16 protein-coding genes are annotated in these 20,759 nt (G+C 73.1%); 10 read left to right on the forward strand and 6 right to left on the reverse strand.

The features are described 5' to 3' along the window. Positions 1–41 precede the first annotated feature (41 nt). Positions 42–833 (reverse strand): metal-dependent hydrolase, encoded by a 792-nt coding sequence (locus tag IG62_RS0130100; RefSeq protein WP_030810261.1) that lies wholly within the window; start codon positions 831–833, stop codon positions 42–44. A gap of 580 nt (positions 834–1,413) precedes the next feature. On the opposite strand from IG62_RS0130100, the gene IG62_RS0130105 reads away from it, so the two are divergent. Both IG62_RS0130105 and IG62_RS0130110 read left to right on the forward strand, forming a co-directional pair. After that, positions 1,414–3,927: a DEAD/DEAH box helicase gene (locus IG62_RS0130105; RefSeq protein WP_030810264.1), complete on the forward strand. Its 2,514-nt coding sequence runs from the start codon at positions 1,414–1,416 to the stop codon at positions 3,925–3,927. A 52-nt stretch (positions 3,928–3,979) separates the two neighbouring features. After that, the gene (locus IG62_RS0130110) at positions 3,980–4,849 is read left to right on the forward strand and encodes an acyl-CoA thioesterase (RefSeq protein WP_030810267.1); all 870 of its coding nucleotides are present in this window, start codon (positions 3,980–3,982) and stop codon (positions 4,847–4,849) included. Here IG62_RS0130110 and IG62_RS0130115 read toward each other — a convergent pair. After that, positions 4,780–5,676, reverse strand: a complete 897-nt coding sequence (locus IG62_RS0130115) for a DUF6397 family protein (RefSeq protein ID WP_030810270.1) — start codon at positions 5,674–5,676, stop codon at positions 4,780–4,782. The two genes, IG62_RS0130110 and IG62_RS0130115, sit on opposite strands and share 70 nt — an antisense overlap. Positions 5,677–5,764: 88 nt before the next feature. Next, the gene (locus tag IG62_RS0130120; protein WP_030810273.1) at positions 5,765–6,172 is read right to left on the reverse strand and encodes a roadblock/LC7 domain-containing protein; all 408 of its coding nucleotides are present in this window, start codon (positions 6,170–6,172) and stop codon (positions 5,765–5,767) included. 167 nt (positions 6,173–6,339) lie between these two features. Between IG62_RS0130120 and IG62_RS0130125 the strand changes: the two genes are divergently transcribed. Continuing rightward, entirely contained in the window at positions 6,340–6,768 is a 429-nt protein-coding gene (locus tag IG62_RS0130125; RefSeq protein WP_030810276.1) for a PPOX class F420-dependent oxidoreductase, read from the forward strand. A 51-nt stretch (positions 6,769–6,819) separates the two neighbouring features. On the opposite strand, the gene IG62_RS0130130 is transcribed toward IG62_RS0130125, so the two are convergent. Next, positions 6,820–7,434, reverse strand: a complete 615-nt coding sequence (locus IG62_RS0130130; protein ID WP_030810278.1) for a GTP-binding protein — start codon at positions 7,432–7,434, stop codon at positions 6,820–6,822. Between the two features lie 248 nt (positions 7,435–7,682). Between IG62_RS0130130 and IG62_RS0130135 the strand changes: the two genes are divergently transcribed. Together IG62_RS0130135 and IG62_RS0130140 are read left to right on the forward strand one after the other, a co-directional pair. Then, the gene (locus IG62_RS0130135) at positions 7,683–9,170 is read left to right on the forward strand and encodes a purine-cytosine permease family protein (protein WP_030810281.1); all 1,488 of its coding nucleotides are present in this window, start codon (positions 7,683–7,685) and stop codon (positions 9,168–9,170) included. Next, on the forward strand, positions 9,167–9,778 hold the full coding sequence (locus tag IG62_RS0130140; RefSeq protein WP_030810284.1) for a class I SAM-dependent methyltransferase: 612 nt from the start codon (positions 9,167–9,169) through the stop codon (positions 9,776–9,778). The genes IG62_RS0130135 and IG62_RS0130140 overlap by 4 nt, the downstream gene beginning before the upstream one ends. A gap of 28 nt (positions 9,779–9,806) precedes the next feature. On the opposite strand, the gene IG62_RS0130145 is transcribed toward IG62_RS0130140, so the two are convergent. Then, complete coding sequence (locus IG62_RS0130145) at positions 9,807–10,703, reverse strand: oxygenase MpaB family protein (RefSeq protein WP_030810287.1); 897 nt, start codon at positions 10,701–10,703, stop codon at positions 9,807–9,809. 191 nt (positions 10,704–10,894) lie between these two features. Between IG62_RS0130145 and IG62_RS0130150 the strand changes: the two genes are divergently transcribed. After that, positions 10,895–11,677, forward strand: a complete 783-nt coding sequence (locus IG62_RS0130150) for a hypothetical protein (protein ID WP_030810290.1) — start codon at positions 10,895–10,897, stop codon at positions 11,675–11,677. A gap of 109 nt (positions 11,678–11,786) precedes the next feature. Here the strand turns inward: IG62_RS0130150 and IG62_RS0130155 are convergent, their stop codons facing one another. Further along, positions 11,787–11,969: a hypothetical protein gene (locus tag IG62_RS0130155; protein WP_030810293.1), complete on the reverse strand. Its 183-nt coding sequence runs from the start codon at positions 11,967–11,969 to the stop codon at positions 11,787–11,789. Positions 11,970–12,178: 209 nt separating this feature from the next. Between IG62_RS0130155 and IG62_RS0130160 the strand changes: the two genes are divergently transcribed. The 4 genes from IG62_RS0130160 to mmuM all read left to right on the forward strand — a co-directional run bounded on the left by IG62_RS0130160 (position 12,179) and on the right by mmuM (position 20,745). Then, complete coding sequence (locus tag IG62_RS0130160) at positions 12,179–15,130, forward strand: DEAD/DEAH box helicase (protein ID WP_030810296.1); 2,952 nt, start codon at positions 12,179–12,181, stop codon at positions 15,128–15,130. Between the two features lie 14 nt (positions 15,131–15,144). Then, positions 15,145–16,500: an SWF or SNF family helicase gene (locus IG62_RS47450; protein WP_037839659.1), complete on the forward strand. Its 1,356-nt coding sequence runs from the start codon at positions 15,145–15,147 to the stop codon at positions 16,498–16,500. A gap of 328 nt (positions 16,501–16,828) precedes the next feature. Beyond that, positions 16,829–19,711, forward strand: coding sequence for a glycoside hydrolase family 2 TIM barrel-domain containing protein (locus tag IG62_RS0130170; protein ID WP_051798793.1), 2,883 nt, complete (start codon positions 16,829–16,831; stop codon positions 19,709–19,711). A gap of 113 nt (positions 19,712–19,824) precedes the next feature. Then, positions 19,825–20,745 (forward strand): homocysteine S-methyltransferase, encoded by a 921-nt coding sequence (gene mmuM / locus IG62_RS0130175; protein WP_030810306.1) that lies wholly within the window; start codon positions 19,825–19,827, stop codon positions 20,743–20,745. The last annotated feature ends 14 nt before the right edge of the window (positions 20,746–20,759 follow it).

Consider the following 20,759-nt stretch of genomic DNA (forward strand, 5'->3'; position numbering starts at 1 on the left):
CTCCCCGCCCCACCCCACCTCCACCCCCAACTCCGCCGCACTCAGATGAAGCCGAGCGCCCCCAGCCCGCCGAGTCCGCCCAGGAGCATGAACACCGGCATCAGGACCTTCAGTTCCACCCAGCTGCCGGCCTTGAACCGCATGGCCTTGGGCGGGCCGAGCGGGTACCAGCGCTTCCGGCCGATCGGGATCGGCCACAGGATGGGGCAGCCGGAAACGGTCAGTGCATCGCCGATGTCATGGACCAGCGCGCCGAGCACGATCGGCAGGCCCAGCCAGAGGTACTGCTGGCCGGGTTCGGTGAACAGCCAGTGCGCGCCGTTGCCGGGCTGGTCGAGGATGCCGGCCAGGATCCAGGCCGAGGCGGCGCCGAGCAGCCACACCAGCACATCGCTGGAGACCCGGGCGGCCCGCCACAGCAGCCCCTCGATCGCGAGCACCATGTGGACGAAGAGGATGCCGAGCACCGCCCAGCGCCCGCCCCGCATCGCCAGCAGCGCCATGCCGCCGCCGACCAGCACGGCCCAGACCCAGGTGTGGGTCAGCGTGCGGTGCCCGCCGGAGCGGTTGGCGTCGCCGCGCATCTTGGTCGCCTTGTAGACGGCGTGCGAGATGTTGTCGACGACCTCGCACACCATCCGCGAGAGCGGCCCGAAGGCCCGCGAGATGGTCGCGGACTTGTGGTCGAGATCCGGGGCGAGCGCCGCTCCCGCACAGATCAGGGCCCCGCAGACGAGCACCGGCCAGGGCATCGGATGTCCCGCGGCTGCGGCCGCCGCGCCCACCCCCAGCCAGGCCGCCGCCCCGGACAGCGAGTGCGCCGGTCCCATCATGGTTGTTCCCCACCCTTGTTGTCGCCTTGTTGTCGTTGTCCGTGCTCGGCTTTTCCGGTGCTCGGCCCATGCCTCACGCCCGGCTCATCCGTCGTACCGGGCTCGTGCGTCGTGCCCGGCGCGTGCTGCGTGCCCGTCACACCTCCCGCGCCCGGCCCGTACGTCGCACCGGCACACCTCCCGCGCCCGGCGCATACGTCGCACCCGGCAGGTCCGTCATGCCCGCTGCATCCGTCGCGCCCGGCTACTGCGTCGCGCCCGTCGGTGTGTCGTGCCCGGTCGGTGTGTCGCGTCCGGCACGCTCACCGTCCGCGCTGCTGACGCCGGGTCGGCGACTCAGCGTAGCGGGAGATGATCTCCGTACGGAGGCGGGGCCCCGCCGGCGACCTGCTCGGGAGAACGACCGCAGATGGCCACAGCGGACGACCACAGAGAAAGGCCCCCTGAGGACGGCGGCAGAGGATGGTGACCCCTCACGGAAGGTGAGCGGACGGTGCCGGACCGTCCATGGGGGCTTTAGTTGATCTCCGTATGGGTTACCGGTTCTCTGATCCGGGGTGAAGACAGGCAGTATGGGGGCGTGACCCTCATCGATCATCTGCCGAACGACGCCGACCCCGATGCCCTCTTCGAAGCCTTTTCGGGCTGGGCCGAGCAGCAGGGGATCTCGCTCTACCCCGCCCAGGAGGAGGCGCTGATCGAGGTGGTCTCGGGGGCGAACGTGATCCTGTCCACCCCCACCGGCTCCGGGAAGAGCCTGGTGGCGGCCGGCGCGCACTTCACCGCCCTCGCCCATGATCAGGTCACCTTCTACACCGCCCCGATCAAGGCGCTGGTGTCGGAGAAGTTCTTCGATCTGTGCAAGCTCTTCGGTACCGAGAACGTCGGCATGCTCACCGGCGATGCGTCGGTGAACGCCGACGCCCCGGTCATCTGCTGCACCGCCGAGGTCCTCGCCTCGATAGCGCTGCGGGACGGCAAGGACGCCGACATCGGCCAGGTCGTGATGGACGAGTTCCATTTCTATGCCGAGCCGGACCGCGGCTGGGCCTGGCAGATTCCGCTGCTCGAACTGCCGCAGGCGCAGTTCGTGCTGATGTCGGCGACGCTCGGCGACATGTCGCGGTTCGAGGAGGACCTCAGCCGGCGCACCGGGCGGCCGACGTCGGTGGTGCGCTCGGCGACCCGGCCGGTGCCGCTGTCGTACGAGTACCGCACCACCGCCCTGACGGAGACGCTCACCGAGCTGCTGGAGACCCGCCAGTCCCCCGTCTACATCGTGCACTTCACCCAGGCCGCCGCCGTGGAGCGGGCGCAGGCCCTGATGAGCATCAATATGTGCACCCGCGCGGAGAAGGACCAGATCGCCGAGCTGATCGGCAACTTCCGGTTCACCACGAAGTTCGGCAGGAACCTGTCGCGGTACGTGCGCCACGGCATCGGCGTGCACCACGCCGGAATGCTGCCGAAGTACCGCCGGCTGGTGGAGAAGCTCGCCCAGGCGGGGCTGCTGAAGGTCATCTGCGGAACGGACACCCTCGGCGTCGGCGTCAACGTCCCCATCCGGACAGTGCTGTTCACGGCACTGACCAAGTACGACGGGTCGCGGGTGCGGACGCTGCGGGCGCGGGAGTTCCACCAGATCGCGGGCCGGGCCGGGCGGGCCGGCTTCGACACCGCCGGCTTCGTCGTGGCGCAGGCGCCCGAGCACGTCGTGGAGAACGAGAAGGCGCTGGCGAAGGCGGGCGACGATCCGAAGAAGCGGCGCAAGGTGGTCCGCAAGAAGGCGCCGGAGGGTTTCGTCAACTGGGGCGAGAACACCTTCGAGAAGCTGATCGCGTCCGATCCTGAGCCGCTGACCTCGCGTTTCCGGGTGACCCACGCGATGCTGCTGTCGGTGATCGCCCGCCCGGGCAATGCCTTCGAGGGGATGCGCAAGCTGCTCGAGGACAACCACGAGCCGCGCAAGAACCAGCTGCGGCACATCCGGCGGGCCATCGCGATCTACCGGTCGCTGCTGGACGGCGGGATCGTCGAGCGGCTGGACGAGCCGGACGCGGAGGGCCGGATCGTCCGGCTGACCGTGGATCTGCAGCAGGACTTCGCGCTCAACCAGCCGCTGTCGACCTTCGCGCTGGCCGCCTTCGACCTGCTCGACCCGGAGTCGCCGTCCTACGCGCTGGACATGGTGTCGGTCGTGGAGTCCACGCTGGACGATCCCCGGCAGATCCTGGCCGCGCAGCAGAACAAGGCGCGCGGCGAGGCGGTGGCCCAGATGAAGGCCGACGGCGTCGAGTACGAAGAGCGCATGGAACGGCTCATGGACGTCGAGTACCCCAAGCCGCTGGAGGAGCTGCTCTTCCACGCCTACGGGCTGTACCGCAAGAGCCACCCCTGGGTGGGCGACCACCCGCTGTCGCCGAAGTCGGTCATCCGCGACATGTACGAACGCGCCATGACCTTCACGGAGTTCACCTCCTTCTACGAGCTGGCGCGCACCGAGGGCATCGTGCTGCGGTACCTCGCGAGTGCCTTCAAGGCGCTGGACCACACTGTGCCGGACGATCTGAAGTCGGAGGACTTCCAGGACATCATCGCCTGGCTGGGCGAGATGGTGCGGCAGGTGGACTCCAGCCTGCTGGACGAGTGGGAGCAGCTGGCCAACCCGGAGGAGGAGACGGCGGACCAGGCCCAGGAGCGGGCGGATCAGGTCCGGCCGGTCACGGCCAACGCGCGGGCCTTCCGGGTGCTGGTGCGCAACGCGATGTTCCGGCGGGTGGAGCTGGCGGCGCTGGACAAGGTCGAGGAACTCGGCGAGATGGACGCCGAGTCGGGCTGGGACGCGGACGCCTGGGGCGAGGCGATGGACGCCTACTGGGAGGAGTACGAGGACCTGGGCACCGGCCCGGACGCGCGCGGCCCGAAACTCCTGCAGATCGAGGAGGACGCCGAGCACGGGCTGTGGAAGGTGCGGCAGACTTTCGCCGACCCGAACGGTGATCACGACTGGGGCATCTCCGCCGAGGTGGATCTGGCCGCCTCGGACGAGGAGGGGCGCGCGGTCGTGCGGGTCACGGACGTGGGGCAGTTGTGAGGCGACGGCTTCGCCCGAGGCCGTCGGGGCATGCGAGGGAGGGCCGTCGGTCATGACCAATCCTGCGGAGAGGCTCGTCGACCTGCTGGATCTCGAACGGATCGAGGTGAACATCTTCCGCGGCCGCAGTCCGCAGGAGAGCCTCCAGCGGGTCTTCGGCGGACAGGTCGCGGGCCAGGCGCTGGTCGCCGCCGGGCGGACCACCGACGGTGACCGCCCGGTGCACTCGCTCCATGCGTACTTCCTGCGCCCGGGCCGTCCCGGGGTGCCGATCGTGTACCAGGTGGAGCGGGTGCGTGACGGGCGTTCCTTCACCACACGCCGGGTGGTCGCGGTCCAAGAGGGACGCACGATCTTCAATCTGACCGCCTCCTTCCACAAGCCGGAGCCCGGCTTCGAACATCAGTTGCCCATGCGCCGCGCGGTGCCCGACCCGGAGGACCTCCCGACGGTCGTGGAGGAGGTCCGCGAGCATCTGGGCGGGCTGCCCGAGGCGTTGGAGCGGATGGCCCGCAGGCAGCCCTTCGACATCCGGTATGTCGACCGGCTGCGCTGGACGCCGGACGAGATCGAGGGCGCGGAGCCGCGCAGTGCGGTGTGGATGCGGGCGGTCGGGCCGCTGGGCGACGATCCGCTCGTGCACACCTGCGCGCTGACCTACGCCAGCGACATGACGCTGCTGGACGCGGTCCGTATCCCGATCGAGCCGCTCTGGGGTCCGCGCGGCTTCGACATGGCCTCGCTCGACCATGCGATGTGGTTCCACCGCCCGTTCCGCGCGGACGAGTGGTTCCTCTACGACCAGGAGTCCCCGATCGCCACCGGCGGCCGGGGCCTGGCCCGCGGGCGGATCTACGACCGTGAGGGCAGGCTGCTGGTCTCGGTCGTCCAGGAGGGGCTGTTCCGCAAACTGGGTGGCTGACCCGGCCGGACGGCCAGCTCCACGGGGAACATACGGCGGACCCGTCCGGGATCCTCTCTGCGGGCCTCTTCGAGGGCCCGGGCGAGATGGACGCGGTACCACAGGACCTCGTCGAACTCGTCGGCCGTCAGCACCCGTTCGCAGGATTCCCGGGCCGCCGGAGTGGCGGTGATCATCGTCGCGAGGGTGGGCCGGAGCCGGCGCAGCACGGACCGCTCCAGGGGGTTGCCGACCACCGAGGCCAGCTCCTCCGGGGGCAGTACGGCGGCGATCACCGCGGCCGACTCCCAGGGGTCGTCGGTCTGCCCCATGAGCTGCGCGACCCGGCGGCTGCGCCACTGGCGGGCCCGCCAGTCCTGTCCGCCGTCGAGCATCACCCGCATCGCCGCCGGGGTGTTGCCCCGGAGCAGGTCCGGTTCACGGTCGGCGAAGTCGGCGACCTCCGCCGCGAGATAGAGCCAGACCACCGCGCCGTAGCGGTTCACGTAGAACCGGACGGGCGCGAAGCAGCCGGCGCGGGTCAGGCGGAGCACCCGGCCCGGTCCGACGCCCATCTGCCGGGCGGCCTCGGTCGTGCCGACCGTGCGGATGCGCTCGCGGAGCGCCTCCGGGAAGCCGGGCTCGGCCTGGAGCCGGGCGATCTCCTCGGCCGGGACCCGGCGCCCGCCGAGGACTCCGGCGCCCGGTGGGCGGTCGGCGCTGCCGGGCGGCACCGTACGGACTTCTCCGAGCTGGACGGCGAGCTCGAACTCGCCGCTGCGCAGCTCCAGTTCATGGGCCGCTCGGCCCTTCGGGAGCGTCTGCTGCCCGTCACACATCACTGTCATGTCGTTCCCCCGCAACTTGGTCGGTCAGCGTCGATCACTGACAGTTACGACCATAGCTGCAGGTGGTGACAGTGCGTCAACCCTCGCCTCAGACCTGTGGATAACTCTCCGGCCGGCGCACCGCGACGCCCAGGTGCTCGCCGACGCGATGGACCAACAGCGTCATCTCGTAGGCGATCTGCCCGAGGTCGGCGTCCGCGCCGGCCAGCACGCACAGGCAGCTGCCGTCCCCCGCCGCCGTCACGAACAGCACCCCGTCGTCGAACTCGATCATGGTCTGCCGGACCTGCCCGCCGCGGAAGTGCAGCGCCGATCCCTTGGCGAGGCTGTGCAGTCCCGAGGCGACCGCCGCGAGATGCTCGGCGTCCTCCCGCCCCAGGCCCTCGCTCGCGCCGGTCACCAGCCCGTCGCTGGAGAGCACCAACGCGTGCCGTACCTTCTCCACCCGCTTGGTCAGGTCGTCCAGCAGCCAGTCGAGTCCGCTGCTCAATGCCATGTGACGCTTCCTCCCCGTGTCCCCGGCCGCGGTCCTGGCCGGACGGCAGCCCATGGTCCCTCCGCGGACTGCCGTGCCAGCCTGTCCCACCTCCGCCGTCTCGGCAAGCGGCCCGCGGCCCGGCGTGCCAGGCGGCGCCCGCGCCGACGCGCGGAGAGGATGTCGGCATGGCACACAAGATGACGAACGACGAGTGGCGCAGGTTCCTCTCCGAGGGCACCCGGACCGGAAAGCTGGCGACCGTGCGGGCGGACGGCAGCCCGCACCTCGCCCCGATCTGGTTCCTCCTGGACGGCGACGAGTTGGTGTTCAACACCGGTGCGGACACGGTCAAGGGACGCAATCTGGCCCGCGACGGCAGGCTCGCCCTGTGCGTCGACGACGACCGGCCCCCGTTCTCCTTCGTGACCGTGCAGGGCTCGGCGGAGATCAGCGACGACCTGGCCGACGTACGGCACTGGGCGACCCGGATCGCGGCCCGTTACATGGGTGAGGACCGTGCGGAGGAATACGGCGCGCGCAACGGCGTGCCCGGCGAGGTGGTGGTGCGGGTCACGATCGACAAGGTCGTCGGACTCGCGGCGATCGCGGACTGACCCGGTGCGCGGCGTGGGCCCTCCGGGGTTCGCGCCCCGCCCGCCCGCAGGTCAACCCACCGGGGCCGGCGTCCGGGGGGAGTGCTGCCGGCCGGCGTGCTCGACGAGCCGGACCAGCACCTCCTTGCCGGAGTCGCGGTCCCGCGCGTCACAGAGGACGACCGGGGTGCCGCGGTCCAGATCCAGCGCGCGGGCCACCTCGTCCGCCCCGTAGGACCGCGTGTCGGCGAAGCAGTTGACGGCGACCAGGAACGGGATCGCGCGGCGCTCGAAGTAGTCGACCGCCGGGAAGCAGTCCTGCAGCCGGCGGGTGTCGGCGAGGACCACGGCGCCCAGCGCGCCCTCGGAGAGGTCGTCCCACAGGAACCAGAAGCGGTCCTGTCCCGGGGTGCCGAAGAGGTAGAGGGAGAGACCCTCCCGGATGGTGATGCGGCCGAAGTCCATCGCCACGGTGGTGGTGGCCTTGGTGTCCACTCCCCCGGTGTCGTCCACCCCCTCCCCGGCCTCGCTGAGTCCTTCCTCGGTGCGCAGCGGGCGGATCTCGCTGACCGAGCCCACCAGGGTGGTCTTGCCCACCCCGAAACCGCCCGCGACTAAGATCTTCAGGGCCAGTTGGGGGCCGGGGCCCGGGGCTGCGCCCTCCGGGGCCCCTGGTGCGGCGTTCATCGGCCGTCTCCTTAAGGATGCGGGTCCTGCGCGTCACGGGGAATGCGGATGCACGGCTCGGCGAGGGGAGCCTTCGGCGGCAGAGCGCCGTCCGAAATCCATGGCGAGGACCGTACCGCCCACTGATCGGGATGTCCCCGAAATTGCCAAAGCCGCTCAGTCTTGCGATCAGGAAGCCCGGCGGCTCCCGTATTCGTGATAGACGGACCGGGCCGCCACTGCTGGGGCCGGTGCGGGATCATGTCCGCATGACGCAGCAGCAGTCGGAGGAGCGGACCGCACCGTCCGCCGCGGCGGACGTCTCCGCCCGTGCCGTCGAACGCCATGGCATCGATCCGGTGCCGGACGCCGAGCGACACGGCAGCCCCCGGTCGCTGTTCTGGCCCTGGGCCGCGTCCGGGCTCTCCCTGTTGTCCATCGCCTACGGCGTCTACCTCATGGGCCTCGGCCTCAGCCCCTGGCAGGCGATCGCCTCCGGGGTGCTCGGCTATGTGCTCTCGTTCCTCCTGGTCGGGCTGATCTCGATAGCCGGGACGCGCACCGGTGCACCCACCATGGCCATCGGCCGGTCCTCCTTCGGGCGGCAGGGCAACAAGCTGCCCACGCTGTTCAGCTACGTCTCCAACGTCGGCTGGGAGACCGTCCTGGTCGCGCTGTCCTCTCTGGGCGGCGCGGCGATCCTGGCGCGCGTCGCGCCCGGCGTCTTCGCCCGGGCCGACGCACGGACGCCGACAACTACGGCGCAGGCGCTGTGTTTCGCGGTGACGGCGGTCGTGGTCGTGGTGGTCGGCATCTACGGGCATGCGCTGATCATGAAGGTGCAGAAGTACCTGACCGCCGCGATCACCGCACTGACCGGGGTGTACCTGGTGCTGATGGCCGACCGCATCGACCTGACCGCGCTGGGGCACGGCCGGGCGGGCGGCCTCGGCACGTTCGTCGGCGGCATCGTGTTCGCAATGACGCTGCTGGGCCTGGGCTGGGTCAACTGCGGTGCCGATTACAGCCGTTATCTGCCGCGGACGAGCAGCGGCCGGGCGATCACGGGGTGGACCACGCTCGGCGGGGTGCTGCCGCCGCTGGTGCTGCTGGTGTTCGGGGTGGTGCTCAACGCCGGGGATCCGAAGCTGGCCGGGGCGGCGGCCGCCGACCCGGTGGGGGCGCTCGCGGCCGAGCTGCCCACCTGGTTCCTGGTGCCGTATCTGCTCACCGCCATCGGGGGCTTCGCCTCCGGGGCGATCATGGACATCTACAGCTCGGGCATGTCGATGCTGGCCCTGGGCATTCCCATCCGGCGGCATCTCGCCGTTCTGGTGGACGGCGTGCTGATGGCCGTCGGCGGCTGGTACGTGCTGTTCGTTTCGCCCAGTTTCTTCGCGACCTTCCAGGCATTCCTGGCCGTCGTCGGCGTGGCGATGTCGGCCTGGTCCGCGGTGTTCCTGGTGGAGCAGTGGCGCCGCCGCCACACCGGCTTCGACCTGGTGCGGGTGGCGGCCCTGGGCCGGCCGGCGGTGTTCTCGCTCGTCGTGGGCACGGTCGTCGGGCTGGGCCTGATCACCTCCGCCGACCCCCACATCGCCACGGTGGTGGGCTTCCTGCTCACCGACGGCACCGCGCGGGGCCCGCTGGGCGCCATGAACCTCGGCGTCGTGGTGGCGCTGCCCGTCGCCGGCGCGCTGTACGCCTGCACCGCGTCGCTCGGTGCCCGTCGTCACACCTCTGGAGGAGACCGATGACCGACCACCACGGTGAGCGGCCGCACGAGGTGCGGGCGTTCTTCGGGCCGCGTGCCGCCGGCTGGGACGCCAAGTTCCCCGACGACGGCCCCGCCTACGCCGCCGGTGTCGCCGAGCTGGGGCTGCGGCGGGGCGAGAGGGTGCTGGACGCCGGCTGCGGCACGGGGCGGGCGCTGCCGGCGCTGCGGGAGGCCGTGGGGCCGCAGGGGACGGTGCTGGGCGCCGATCTGACGCCCGAGATGCTGGCGGCCGCCGTACGGGCCGAGCGGGACCGCTGCGCGCGGCTGCTGCTCGCGGACGCGACGCGGCTGCCGCTGCCGGACGCCGCGCTGGACGCGGTCTTCGCCGCCGGGCTCATCTCCCATCTGCCGTACCCGGAGGCGGGCTTCGCCGAACTGGCCAGGGTCGTCCGCCCCGGTGGCCGGCTCGCGCTCTTCCACCCCATCGGGCGGGCCGCCCTCGCCGCGCGCAAGGGGCGGGCCGTCACACCTGACGACCTCCGGGCGGAGCCGAATCTGCGGCCCCTGCTCGCCCGCTGCGGCTGGGAGCTGATCCGGTACGAGGACCGGGACGCGCGCTATCTGGCGTTGGCGGTCCGCCGGGGTTGACGCGCGGCCCGGCCCGTGGCCTTTGGGGTCAGGAGACCGCCGGGCCCTCCCCGTGCGGGACCGGGCAGCCGCCGAGGCGCCGGGAGGCCGGGAAGGTGCCGAGTTCGGCCACCCGGTAGCCGTTCGGGTAGCCCTTGATCTCGGGGTTCTGGCGGGCGTAGTGCGGGGTGCGGCGGGGCGGCAGCAGCCGGACGGCCTTCGCGCGCAGCTTCAGGGCGCCGCGCACCGTCCTTTGCAGCGCCGGGGCCGGCCGGTCGTAGCGGAAGGCCGCCAGCAGCGAGTCGTCCAGGAGGGCCATGCTCGCGCGGCGCACCATCGGGGCGAGCGGGCCGTACCAGCCGGCCATCAGGTCCAAGGTGGCGTCGGAGACCCGTCGTGCGCCCTCGTCCCAGCCGAAGTGCGCCGCCTCGTAGGCGTCGAGGTACTGTTCGAAGTCCTCGTAGGTCCGCGGGAGTTCGGGGATGCCCATGTGGCGGCCGAGGGTGCGGTAGTAGGCGGCAAGGGCACGCTGTTCGTGCGGGGTCAGCCGCCGCCAGCCGTAGGCGTCGAGCCAGCGCTTGGGCATCACCACGAAGGTGCACAGGACATAGCGCATGTCCTCGTCGGAGATGTCGTAGCTGCGGTGCATCTGATTGATGCGCCGGATGGCCGTCCGGCCGTCCTCGCCGTCGAAGCCGTGCTCCAGTACGGCGTCCAGGAGGAGGGCGGTGTCGTCGTAGCGCTTCTGCGTACGGTCCGTCAGTTCGGCGGTCTCGGCGAGCAGCCGGCCGATGCTCGGCACCGCGTACGTGCGGTAGAGGGCCAGTTCCAGGGCGCGGGTCAGGTCCCAGGGGAACTCGTGGGTGGCGATGATGCGGTAGATCCGTAAGAAGTCATGCTCGGGGTCGAGCCTGCGGATCTCCTTCAGCCAGTCGTAGCGCCGCACGTGACAACCGTCCTTCCCTCGCCGGACCGCCCAGTCTAGGAGCGGCCCGGGCGGCCCGGCAGACCGGGCACACCACGTGCTCCGGACACTGTAGGAAGGCATAAGCGCAGCGTAGGAGTGGTGACAAGCTCCCGACGGGCCAATTAAGGTGCGCCGACGTACTCCGCAAAGGATGGGAAGGGGAGGTCCGCGTGCCCACGACCGAGAGCGCCGACAACGACCAGTTGTTCGTGCTGACGGCGGTGCTGCTGACGCCCGGGCAGTTCCCGAGCGTGCTCGGCGACGACTACCCCGAGGTGTGCGCGGGCCTCGGGCTCGAACCGTACGCCGAGGGCTACGGGCTGGTCCTCGGGCAGGACGGTGGCGGCGCCCGCTGGACGGTGGTGACCGAGGACGTGTCGCTGGTGGCCTGTGCCATCGCGGCGTGGGACTGCGGGATGGAGTACGACCTCTCGCCCGGGGAGGGCAGCATCGTCGCGGCGCTTCCGGGCTGGCCGCTGGCGCTCGCCGTGTCGGCGCCGGGGGTGCCGGCGCCGCATGATCCGGAGCGGCAGGAGGGGGAGCCGGCGCCGCTCTGCCCGCCGGACGCGGAGGAGTGGGGGCCGGCCCAACGGCGGCTCGGTGCGGACGAGATCGCGCTGCAGTGGGCGGTGTGGCGCGAGCAGGTGGACGGTGAGGTGACGTTCGCGGAACCGGGGGACGAGGCGCACGAGGGGGTGCGCCGGGTCCTGAAGGAAGCCCGCGGCTATCTTGCGGAGCCGCCGCCGCCCGGGCGCGTGCGGTCGTCGTTCGCGGCGGGTGAGGCGCGCACGCTGCGGGTCGACGGGCCGGGCTGGAGCATGGTGGCGCGTACGGACGACATCGCTTTCGTACTGCTGGACGAGGAGCCCGGCGAGGTGCATCCGGTGGGCCGGGGGCCCGAACTGCCCGGGCTGCTCTCCTCGCTGGACGAGCTGGCGGCCCGGCCGGTCTGAGCCGGCGCCCCGGCGAACTGCCGGTTGCCCGGGCCACCGGGCCGAGCCGTCGGCCGGTACGGGCCCCGGGCATGCCTGCCCACGGGGCCCGCCCGCCCCGCTGCCGGCGTCAGCGTCCCAGCTGTTTGCGGCCGACCCGGCGCAGGCGGCGGCGCTGGGAGGAGTCGAGGGCCAGATATGCGACGGCCGGGACTCCGACCATGACCAAGAGGGCCGCCCAGAAGGGCAGCAGCCACAGCAGGACCACTCCCACCGCGACGCCGCCGATCGCGACCTTCGCCTGTGTGGACATCCTTCACGTCCCTTCCGCGGCCGGTGCCGCGCTCTGTCGTACTCCATTGAACGCCGATTCCGCGCCGCGGGTTCCCTGTCGTGCCGCACGGGTTGCCGGCTGCGGCCGGGCGCCGCCCGCGGGCGCGCGCGTTCCTCGTTCGGGCTCGGCGTCCGGTACCCTCGGGCGCTCCAGGCGCCAGTAGTCAAACTTGAGGAGTTCGGGAACCTGTGACATCCACGCGTGCGGCCACCCCCGCTCAGCTCTCCGGGCTCGCCCGCTGCCCTGCGGTCTTCCTGCCGTCGGATCCACCCCGGGCCGGCCGGATCGCCTTCTGGCGTCCCGATGGTGAACCGGTGGCGGCCGCCCTCACCGAGGAGGGCGCGCCGGACGGGAGCGGGCCCGTGGTGGAGCGGCTGAGCGTCGTACTGCCCGAGGAGGACGGCGGCGTCGAGGTCGGCGAGGTGCCGGCGCTGGTGCTGCCGGTGGCCGACGCGGTGCCCGTCCTCACCCGGTTGCGGGCCGGCCGGACCACCCATCCGGCGGCCGCCTTCTGGGGCGCCGCGACGGTCCTCGCCCTCCAGCTGGCCGCCCGTGGACGGCTGCTGCCCGGCGTGAGCCCGAAGGGGTACGACGCCTGGCGGCTGGGACCGCTCGACGCGGCGGACATCGAACGGCTGCGGGAGCTCGCCGCCGCGATGCCGCCGTACGCGCACGCCGTCCCGCTGCCGGGGACGGACCCGGTGGAGCTGCCCGAGCCGGAGCGGCACCTGCGGGCGTTCCTCGACGCCGTGGCGGACGGTCTGCCGCGCTCCCCCGCCGCCGCGCTGGCCACCGAGGCACCTGCCTTCGCGGCGGCCGCGCCGCAGCACATCCCCGAACAGCGGGACTGGGCCGCGGACGTCGCCGCCGGTCATGACGCCGGCGTACGGATCTCCCTGCGGGTGGAGGCGCACGGCCTGGAGACGGACAGGGCAGTGGGCGGTCCGGTGGACGGTGCCGCGCCGGCCCCGGCGGGCGAGGTCACCTTCCACGCGGTCCTCCAGGTGCACAGCCTCACCGATCCGGCCCTGGTGGCGGACGCCGCCGAGGTGTGGGCGGGGGCGTCGACGGCGGGGCAGGCGTTCGGTCCGCGGGCGCGGATGGACACCCTGCGCACACTGCGCCGGGCGGCCGAGGTCTGGGCGCCGCTCGGCCCGCTGCTGTCGGCGGCGGTGCCCGACGCGCTGGATCTCGCCGACGACGAGGTCGCCGAACTGCTCGGGCCGGCCTCCCGGGCACTGGCCGCGGCCGGGGTGCAGGTCCACTGGCCGAAGGAGCTGGCGCGCACGCTGACCAGCCGCGCCGTGGTGGGGCCGCCCGATACCGAAGACCCGGTGGACGGCCGGCGATCGGGGCCGCCCTCCTTGCTGTCCGCGGATGCCCTGCTCTCCTTCAGCTGGCGGTTCGCGGTGGGTGGCGAGGAGGTGGACCGGGCCGAGCTGGACCGGCTGGCCGAGGCCGGGCGGCCGCTGGTGCGGCTGCGCGACCGGTGGGTGCTGATCGACCCGGAGGCCCTGCGGGCCGCCCGGGACCGGCAGGACCGCAAGGTCACCCCGCTCGACGCGCTCGGCGCCGCGCTCACCGGGAGCGCCGAGGACGGCGCCGGCGACCGGGTGACGGTGCAGGCGACCGGGTGGCTGGCCCGGCTGCGCGACCGGCTCGCCGACCCGGAGGGCACCGACACCGGCCCCATCGCCCAGCCGCCCGCGCTCCGCGCGACACTGCGCGACTATCAGCTGCGCGGCCTGGGCTGGCTGCACCGGATGACGTCGCTGGGACTGGGCGCCTGTCTCGCCGACGACATGGGACTGGGCAAGACGATCACCCTCATCGCGCTGCATCTGCACCGCCGGTCCGACCCCGCGTCGGCCGGCCCGACGCTGGTGGTGTGCCCGACGTCGCTGATGGGCAACTGGCAGCGGGAGATCGAGAAGTTCGCGCCGGGCACCCCGGTGCGCCGCTTCCACGCCGGGCGCCGCAGCCTGGCGGACCTGGCGGACGGCGAGTTCGTCCTCACCACCTACGGGACGATGCGGCTGGACGCCGGGAAGCTGGCGGAGGTGCCCTGGGGGCTGGTCGTCGCGGACGAGGCGCAGCACGTCAAGAACCCGTTCTCCGCCACCGCCAAGGCCCTGCGGACCGTTCCGGGCAAGGCCCGGGTGGCGCTGTCCGGCACCCCGGTGGAGAACAACCTGACCGAGCTGTGGGCGATCCTGGACTGGACGACGCCCGGGCTGCTGGGGTCGCTGGGGCGGTTCCGGACGCGGTATGCGCGCGTCGTCGAGAGCGGTCCGGCGGCGTCTCCCGAGGCGGCCGCGGCGGCCGACCGGCTGGCCCGGCTGGTGCGGCCGTTCCTGCTGCGCCGGCGCAAGTCCGATCCGGGTATCGCGCCGGAGCTGCCGCCCAAGACGGAGACCGACCGTGCGGTGGCGCTGACCACGGAGCAGGCCGGGCTCTACGAGGCGGTGGTGCGCGAGGGGCTCGACGAGATCGCCGGGACGGACGGGTTCGCCCGCCGCGGGCTGGTGGTCAAGCTGCTCACCTCGCTCAAGCAGATCTGCAACCACCCCGCGCAGTTCCTCAAGGAGGAGCAGCCGCGGATCGGCGGCCGCTCGGGAAAGGTCGAGCTGCTCGACGAGTTGCTGGACACGATCCTGGCCGAGGGGGCGAGCGTGCTGGTGTTCACCCAGTACGTACGGATGGCGCGGCTGCTGGAGGGGCATTTGGCGGCGCGCGGTGTGGCCTCGCAACTTCTGCACGGCGGAACGCCGGTGGCACGCCGGGAAGAGATGGTGCGCCGCTTCCAGGACGGCGACGTTCCGGTGTTCCTGCTGTCGTTGAAGGCGGCCGGCACCGGGCTCAACCTCACCCGCGCGGGCCACGTCGTGCACTTCGACCGCTGGTGGAACCCGGCCGTCGAGGCGCAGGCCACCGACCGCGCCTACCGCATCGGGCAGACCCAGCCGGTGCAGGTCCACCGCATGATCACGGAGGGCACGATCGAGGACCGGATCGCCGGTCTGCTCCTGCGCAAACAGCAGCTGGCGGACGCGGTGCTCGGCTCCGGCGAGGCCGCACTGACCGAACTCACCGACGCCGAGCTGGCGGACCTGGTCGCACTGCGAGGGAGCGAGCGATGACCGGACGAGGAGCGATGACCGGACGATTCGAGGACAGTGACGGCGCCTTCGGGGGCGGCTCCTACGGGGAGGCCATACCCGGGGAGGGCGCTCAGGTAGACGCCCCGGACGCCGAGCGGACCTTCGCCGCGTTGCCGCCCGCCCAGGGCCGCGGCTTCGCCCGTACGTGGTGGGGGCAGGCGTGGCTCAAGGCGCTGGAGGACACCGCCCTGGACGGGCAGCAGCTGAAGCTGGGCCGGCGGCACGCCCGGGCCGGTGCGATCGGCGCCGTGTCCGTGCGCCCGGGACGGCTGACCGCGGTCGTCCAGGACCGGGACCACACCCGGCACCGGTCCGATGTGCTCCTGCAGCGGCTGGACGACGCCGCATGGGACCGCTTCCTCGATCTCGTCGCGGACCGGGCCGGGCACATCGCGGCACTGCTCGACCGGGACATGCCGCCCGCGCTGGTGGAGGACGCGGCCGCGGCCGGCATCGAACTGCTGCCGGGCATCGGTGACCTGGAGGCGGAGTGCAGCTGCGAGGCGTGGGACCACTGCGCGCATACGGCGGCGCTGTGCTATCAGGTGGCGCGGTTGCTGGACCAGGACCCGTTCGTGCTGTTGCTGGTACGCGGCCGCGGCGAGCGGGAACTGCTCGGGGAGTTGCAGGCGCGCAGCGCGGCCCGGGCGGCCACTCCCGCGGCGGCCGGGGTCCCGGCGCCCGGGACCGGCACGGGCGTACCGGCCGCCGAGGCGTACGCGGCGCGTGACATCCTGCCGCCGCTGCCCGCACCGCCCCCGCCGGTCGACGGGCCGGGCGCCGCTCCGGTGCTCGGCGGCGGCACCCCGCCCGCGCCGGGGGTGGCGGTCGCGGCGCTGGAGTTCCTGATCGGGGACACGGCGGCGCGCGCCCAGCGGTTGCTGGCGGACGCGCTCTCCCCCTGGCACGCGGACGCCCCGCCGCCGCCCGCGCTGACGCCCGGTCAGGACGCGGTGCGGCTGGCGGCGGCCGGTCCGGACCAGGTCATATCGCGGCGGCTGGCGGCCGGTTCGGGGCGGGACGCACGCGGCCTGGCGCGGGCCGTACGGGCCTGGGAGCTGGGCGGTACCGCGGGGCTGGCGGCGCTGGAGGAGGAGTGGGCCCCGGATCCGGCGGCGCTGGCCCGGGCGGCCGACCGGCTCGCGGCCGCCTGGGACGACGACGGGATCCGGCCCCGATTGCGGGCCACCGGCAACCGGTGGACGGTGATCGGCGGCGCCGCCCAACTACGGTACGGGCGGGACGGCCGCTGGTGGCCGTACCGCAAGGAGCGCGGGCAGTGGGTGCCGGCCGGCCCGGCCTCGGACGATCCGGCGGCGGCGCTGGCGGAGGCGTCGACGGAGGGCTGAGGCGGGACCCAGCTGGGGGGTGGGGCAGGTCAGGTCCCGCCCCCCGAGGGGCCGTTCGCTGCCCGGGCGGCCGGGCCCGCGCGGAGCACCCGACCACCCGAATCCGGTCATCCGGCTGCGCCGTGCCCCCGCGCGTGCTTCGCTGAGGGCGATCCCCCCGACGCCAGGCACGTCGCCCGCAGCAGGAGGACCAGTGACCGGGACTTCCCCGCACCCGCCGCACCATGCGCCGCACGACCAGCCCCCGCCGACGTCCGGCCGCCGGGCGGAGCCCGCGCCCGGCCTCCCGGCTCCGGCGGACGACCGGCTCCCGTACTACGAGGACCGTGTGCCGGGCCGGGGGACGCTGCCGCCTCGCGCCTGGTACCCGTCCTCGGACGCGCCGCGGATCTCGCTGCACGGCACCTGGCGGTTCCGTCTCTCGCCGCGCGCCGACGCCGAGGACGAGGCGTTCGCCCGGCCGGACTTCGACGACAAGGAGTGGCACGAGCTGAGGGTGCCCAGCACCTGGGTGCTCAAGGGATTCGGCTCTCCCGTGTACACCAACACCGCCTATCCCTTTCCGGTGGACCCGCCGCGGGTGCCGGACGAGAACCCGACCGGGGACCACCGGCAGGTGTTCGATCTGCCCGACGGCTGGGGCGAGGGGCCGGCCGTGCTGCACTTCGGCGGGGTGGAGTCCTGCGCCCGGGTCTGGCTCAACGGGCAGGAGCTGGGGCACTTCAAGGGCAGCCGGCTGCCGCACGAGTTCGAGGTGGGGCGGTTGCTGCGGCCGCACGGCAATGTGCTGGCGGTGCGGGTTCACCAGTGGTCGTCCGGCAGCTATCTGGAGGACCAGGACCAGTGGTGGCTGCCCGGGATCTTCCGGAACGTCTCGGTCCACCGGCGTCCGGAAGGGTCGGTCGCCGACCACTTCGTCCATGCCGGTTTCGACCACCGTACGGGCCGTGGCACGCTGCGCGTGGAGTGCACCCCGGCCGGGCGGGTGACCGTACCGGAGCTCGGGCTGGACCTGGCGACCGGGGAGAGCGCGACGGTGCCGGTGCAGCCCTGGACTGCCGAGGAACCCCGGCTGTACACCGGCGAGTTGGTCACCACCGGGGAGACCGTCCCACTGCGGATCGGGTTCCGTACGGTGTGCGTCGAGGACGGGCTGCTGAAGGTGAACGGCCGGCGGATCCTGCTGCGCGGCGTCAACCGGCACGAGTTCCATCCGCGGTACGGACGCACCGTAGGGCCCGAGGTGATGCGCCAGGACCTGCTGATGATGAAGCAGCACAACATCAACGCGGTGCGCACCAGCCACTATCCGCCGCACCCGGCGTTCCTGGACCTTTGTGACGAGCTGGGGCTGTGGGTCGTCGACGAATGCGATCTGGAGACGCACGGGTTCGGGCAGCAGGACTGGCGGGACAATCCGGTCGACGACCCGCGCTGGGAGCCGGCGCTGCTGGACCGGGCCCGCCGGATGGTCGAGCGGGACAAGAACCACCCCAGCGTCGTGCTGTGGTCGCTGGGCAACGAGTGCGGGACGGGCCGCGGGCTGTCCGCCATGGCCGGGTGGATGCGCGAGCGCGATCCGTCCCGTCCGCTGCACTACGAGGGCGATCGCAGCTGCGCCGACACCGACGTCTACTCCCGGATGTACGCCGATCACGCCGAGGTGACGCGGATCGGCCGGCGCACCGAGGGGCCGCTGGACGACCCCGCACTGGACGCCCGGCGCCGTCAACTCCCGTTCATCCTCTGCGAGTACGCGCACGCGATGGGCAACGGCCCGGGCGGTCTCGGTGAGTACCAGCGGCTGTTCGAGACGTACGAGCGCTGTCAGGGCGGTTTCGTGTGGGAGTGGATCGACCACGGGCTGCGGCAGCGGGCGCCGGACGGCGAGGTGTACCACGCCTACGGCGGCGACTTCGGTGAGGAACTGCACGACGGGAACTTCGTCTGTGACGGCCTGGTGCTGCCGGACCGGACGCCGTCGCCGGGGCTGGCCGAGGTGAAGAAGGTCGTCGAGCCGGTGCGGATCGAGGCCGGGCCGGACGGTGACGACGGCAGGCAGACGGTCCGGATCACCAATCTGTACGACTTCTCCGGGCTCGGGCACCTTTCGTTCCTGTGGTGCTACGAGGTGGAGGGCAACCCGTGCGGCAGCGGGTGGCTGGAGATGCCCACGCCGCCACCGGGCGAGTCGGTCGTGACGGCGCTGCCGGACATGACGGAGGAGCGGGACGAGGGCCGGGAGGCCCGCTGGACGGTGCAGGCCGTACTGGCCGGGGACACCGCCTGGGCACCGGCCGGGCACGAGGTCGCATGGGGCCAGTTCCCGGCCGTACCGCGCCCGGCGTACGTGCCTCCGGTGCCCACCGCCACCCCGCGCCGCGGCGAGGGCAATGTGATCGTGCTCGGGCCGGGCACCTTCGACGCCACGACCGGGACGCTGGACTATCTGGACGGGGTGCGGATCGGCGGCCCACGGCTGCACGTCTGGCGGGCGCCGACCGACAACGACGAGGGCGCGCCCTGGCAGCCCGGGCCGCGGCCGGCCACCGAATGGCGCCGGCTCGGCCTGCACCGGATGCGGCACCGCGTGGACGCCGTCGAACCGGACGGGCCCGCCCTGGTGGTGCGGGCCCGGGTGGCCGCGGCCGGTTCCCCGCTCGCGCTGCGCGCGGTCTACCGGTGGACGGCCCGACGCGACCTGCTGCGGCTGGAGTTGGCGGTCGATCCGGAGGGCGACTGGCCGGTTCCGCTGCCCCGGGTCGGGGTGCGGATGGCGGTGTGCGGGAGCCTGGGGCGGGCGGAGTGGTACGGCGGCGGGCCCGGCGAGGGCTATCCGGACACCCGGGCGGCCGTCCGCACCGGCCGCTGGTCGCGGTCGGTGGAGGAGCTGCAGACGCCGTACGTCCGGCCGCAGGAGAACGGTTCCCGGCCCGGTGTGCGGTGGCTGCGATTGACCCGGTCGGACGGTTCGGGCCTCCGGGTCGAGGGGGACCCGGACTTCGCCTTCGCCGCCCGCCGCTGGTCCGACGAGGAGCTGACCGCGGCCCGGCACACCCCTGACCTGCGGCCCGGCGACGTCCTGTGGCTGCATCTCGACCATGCGCAGCACGGCATCGGCAGTCAGTCGTGCGGGCCCGGGGTGCTGCCGCAGTACCGGCTGACGGCGGCTTCGGCGCGGTTCTCGTTCGTGTTCGCCTCGCTGCCCTGAACGGCCTCGGGCGTCGCCATCGCCGCAGGTCACGGGCGTTGTCAGTGGGCGGAGCTACGATCCGAAGGAGCTGGGAAAAGATCCGCCCGGCAGCACACAGGAGGGTTCGCACCATGGTCAGCACGGTCCCGACGCTCGCCGACGCCCTCGCCGCGGGGCCGGTGGTCCTCGACGGCGGGCTGTCCAACCAACTGGAGGCCGCCGGGCACGACCTGAGCGACGAGCTGTGGTCGGCGCGGCTGCTGGCCGAGGAGCCGGAGGCGGTGCTGCGGGCGCATCTGGCGTACTACCAAGCGGGGGCGCAGGTCGCGATCACCTCCAGCTACCAGGCGACGTTCGAGGGATTCGCGCGGCGCGGCATCGGCGCCGAGGAGACCGCGGAGCTGCTCGGGCGGAGCGTCGCCCTGGCCCGCGAGGCGGCCGGCCGGGCGCTGGCGGGCGGCGCCACCGGGCCGCTGTACGTGGCTGCCTCGGCGGGTCCGTACGGCGCGATGCTGGCGGACGGCTCCGAGTACCGCGGCCGGTACGGCCTGTCAGTGGCGGAGCTGGAGCGCTTCCACCGGCCACGGCTGGAGGTGCTGGCGGCGGCCGGGCCCGATGTGCTGGCGCTGGAGACGGTGCCGGACGCCGACGAGGCCCGGGCACTGCTGCGGGCGGTGCGCGGGCTGGGCGTGCCGGCGTATCTGTCGTACAGCGTCGCCGGCGACACGACCCGGGCCGGGCAGCCGCTGGCCGAGGCGTTCGCCCTCGCGGCGGAGGTGGACGAGGTGATCGCCGTGGGGGTGAACTGCTGCGCGCCGGACGACGCGGACCGGGCGGTGCCGCTGGCCGCGCAGGTCACCGGCAAGCCGGTGGTGGTGTATCCGAACAGCGGGGAGCGCTGGGACGCCGAGGCGCGGACGTGGTGCGGCATACCGGAGTTCACCGCCGGCCGGGTCGCCGGCTGGGTCGCGGACGGCGCCCGGCTGATCGGCGGCTGCTGCCGGGTCGGGCCGGACGCCATCGCGCAGCTGGCGACCGGCCTCGGCCGCTGACACCGGCCGATCGG

This window comes from Streptomyces sp. NRRL S-337 (genome assembly GCF_000720175.1).
Taxonomy (GTDB): Bacteria; Actinomycetota; Actinomycetes; order Streptomycetales; family Streptomycetaceae; genus Streptomyces; species Streptomyces siderophoricus.

Excerpts from the sequence above, each read along its gene's own strand:
- IG62_RS0130100 (WP_030810261.1), bottom strand. The coding sequence starts at position 833 with ATGATGGGACCGGCGCACTCGCTGTCCGGGGCGGCGGCCTGGCTGGGG.
- IG62_RS0130110 (WP_030810267.1), top strand. The coding sequence starts at position 3,980 with ATGACCAATCCTGCGGAGAGGCTCGTCGACCTGCTGGATCTCGAACGG.
- IG62_RS0130115 (WP_030810270.1), bottom strand. The coding sequence starts at position 5,676 with ATGACAGTGATGTGTGACGGGCAGCAGACGCTCCCGAAGGGCCGAGCG.
- IG62_RS0130120 (WP_030810273.1), bottom strand. The coding sequence starts at position 6,172 with ATGGCATTGAGCAGCGGACTCGACTGGCTGCTGGACGACCTGACCAAG.
- IG62_RS0130125 (WP_030810276.1), top strand. The coding sequence starts at position 6,340 with ATGGCACACAAGATGACGAACGACGAGTGGCGCAGGTTCCTCTCCGAG.
- IG62_RS0130130 (WP_030810278.1), bottom strand. The coding sequence starts at position 7,434 with ATGAACGCCGCACCAGGGGCCCCGGAGGGCGCAGCCCCGGGCCCCGGC.
- IG62_RS0130135 (WP_030810281.1), top strand. The coding sequence starts at position 7,683 with ATGACGCAGCAGCAGTCGGAGGAGCGGACCGCACCGTCCGCCGCGGCG.
- IG62_RS0130140 (WP_030810284.1), top strand. The coding sequence starts at position 9,167 with ATGACCGACCACCACGGTGAGCGGCCGCACGAGGTGCGGGCGTTCTTC.
- IG62_RS0130155 (WP_030810293.1), bottom strand. The coding sequence starts at position 11,969 with ATGTCCACACAGGCGAAGGTCGCGATCGGCGGCGTCGCGGTGGGAGTG.
- IG62_RS47450 (WP_037839659.1), top strand. The coding sequence starts at position 15,145 with ATGACCGGACGATTCGAGGACAGTGACGGCGCCTTCGGGGGCGGCTCC.
- mmuM (WP_030810306.1), top strand. The coding sequence starts at position 19,825 with ATGGTCAGCACGGTCCCGACGCTCGCCGACGCCCTCGCCGCGGGGCCG.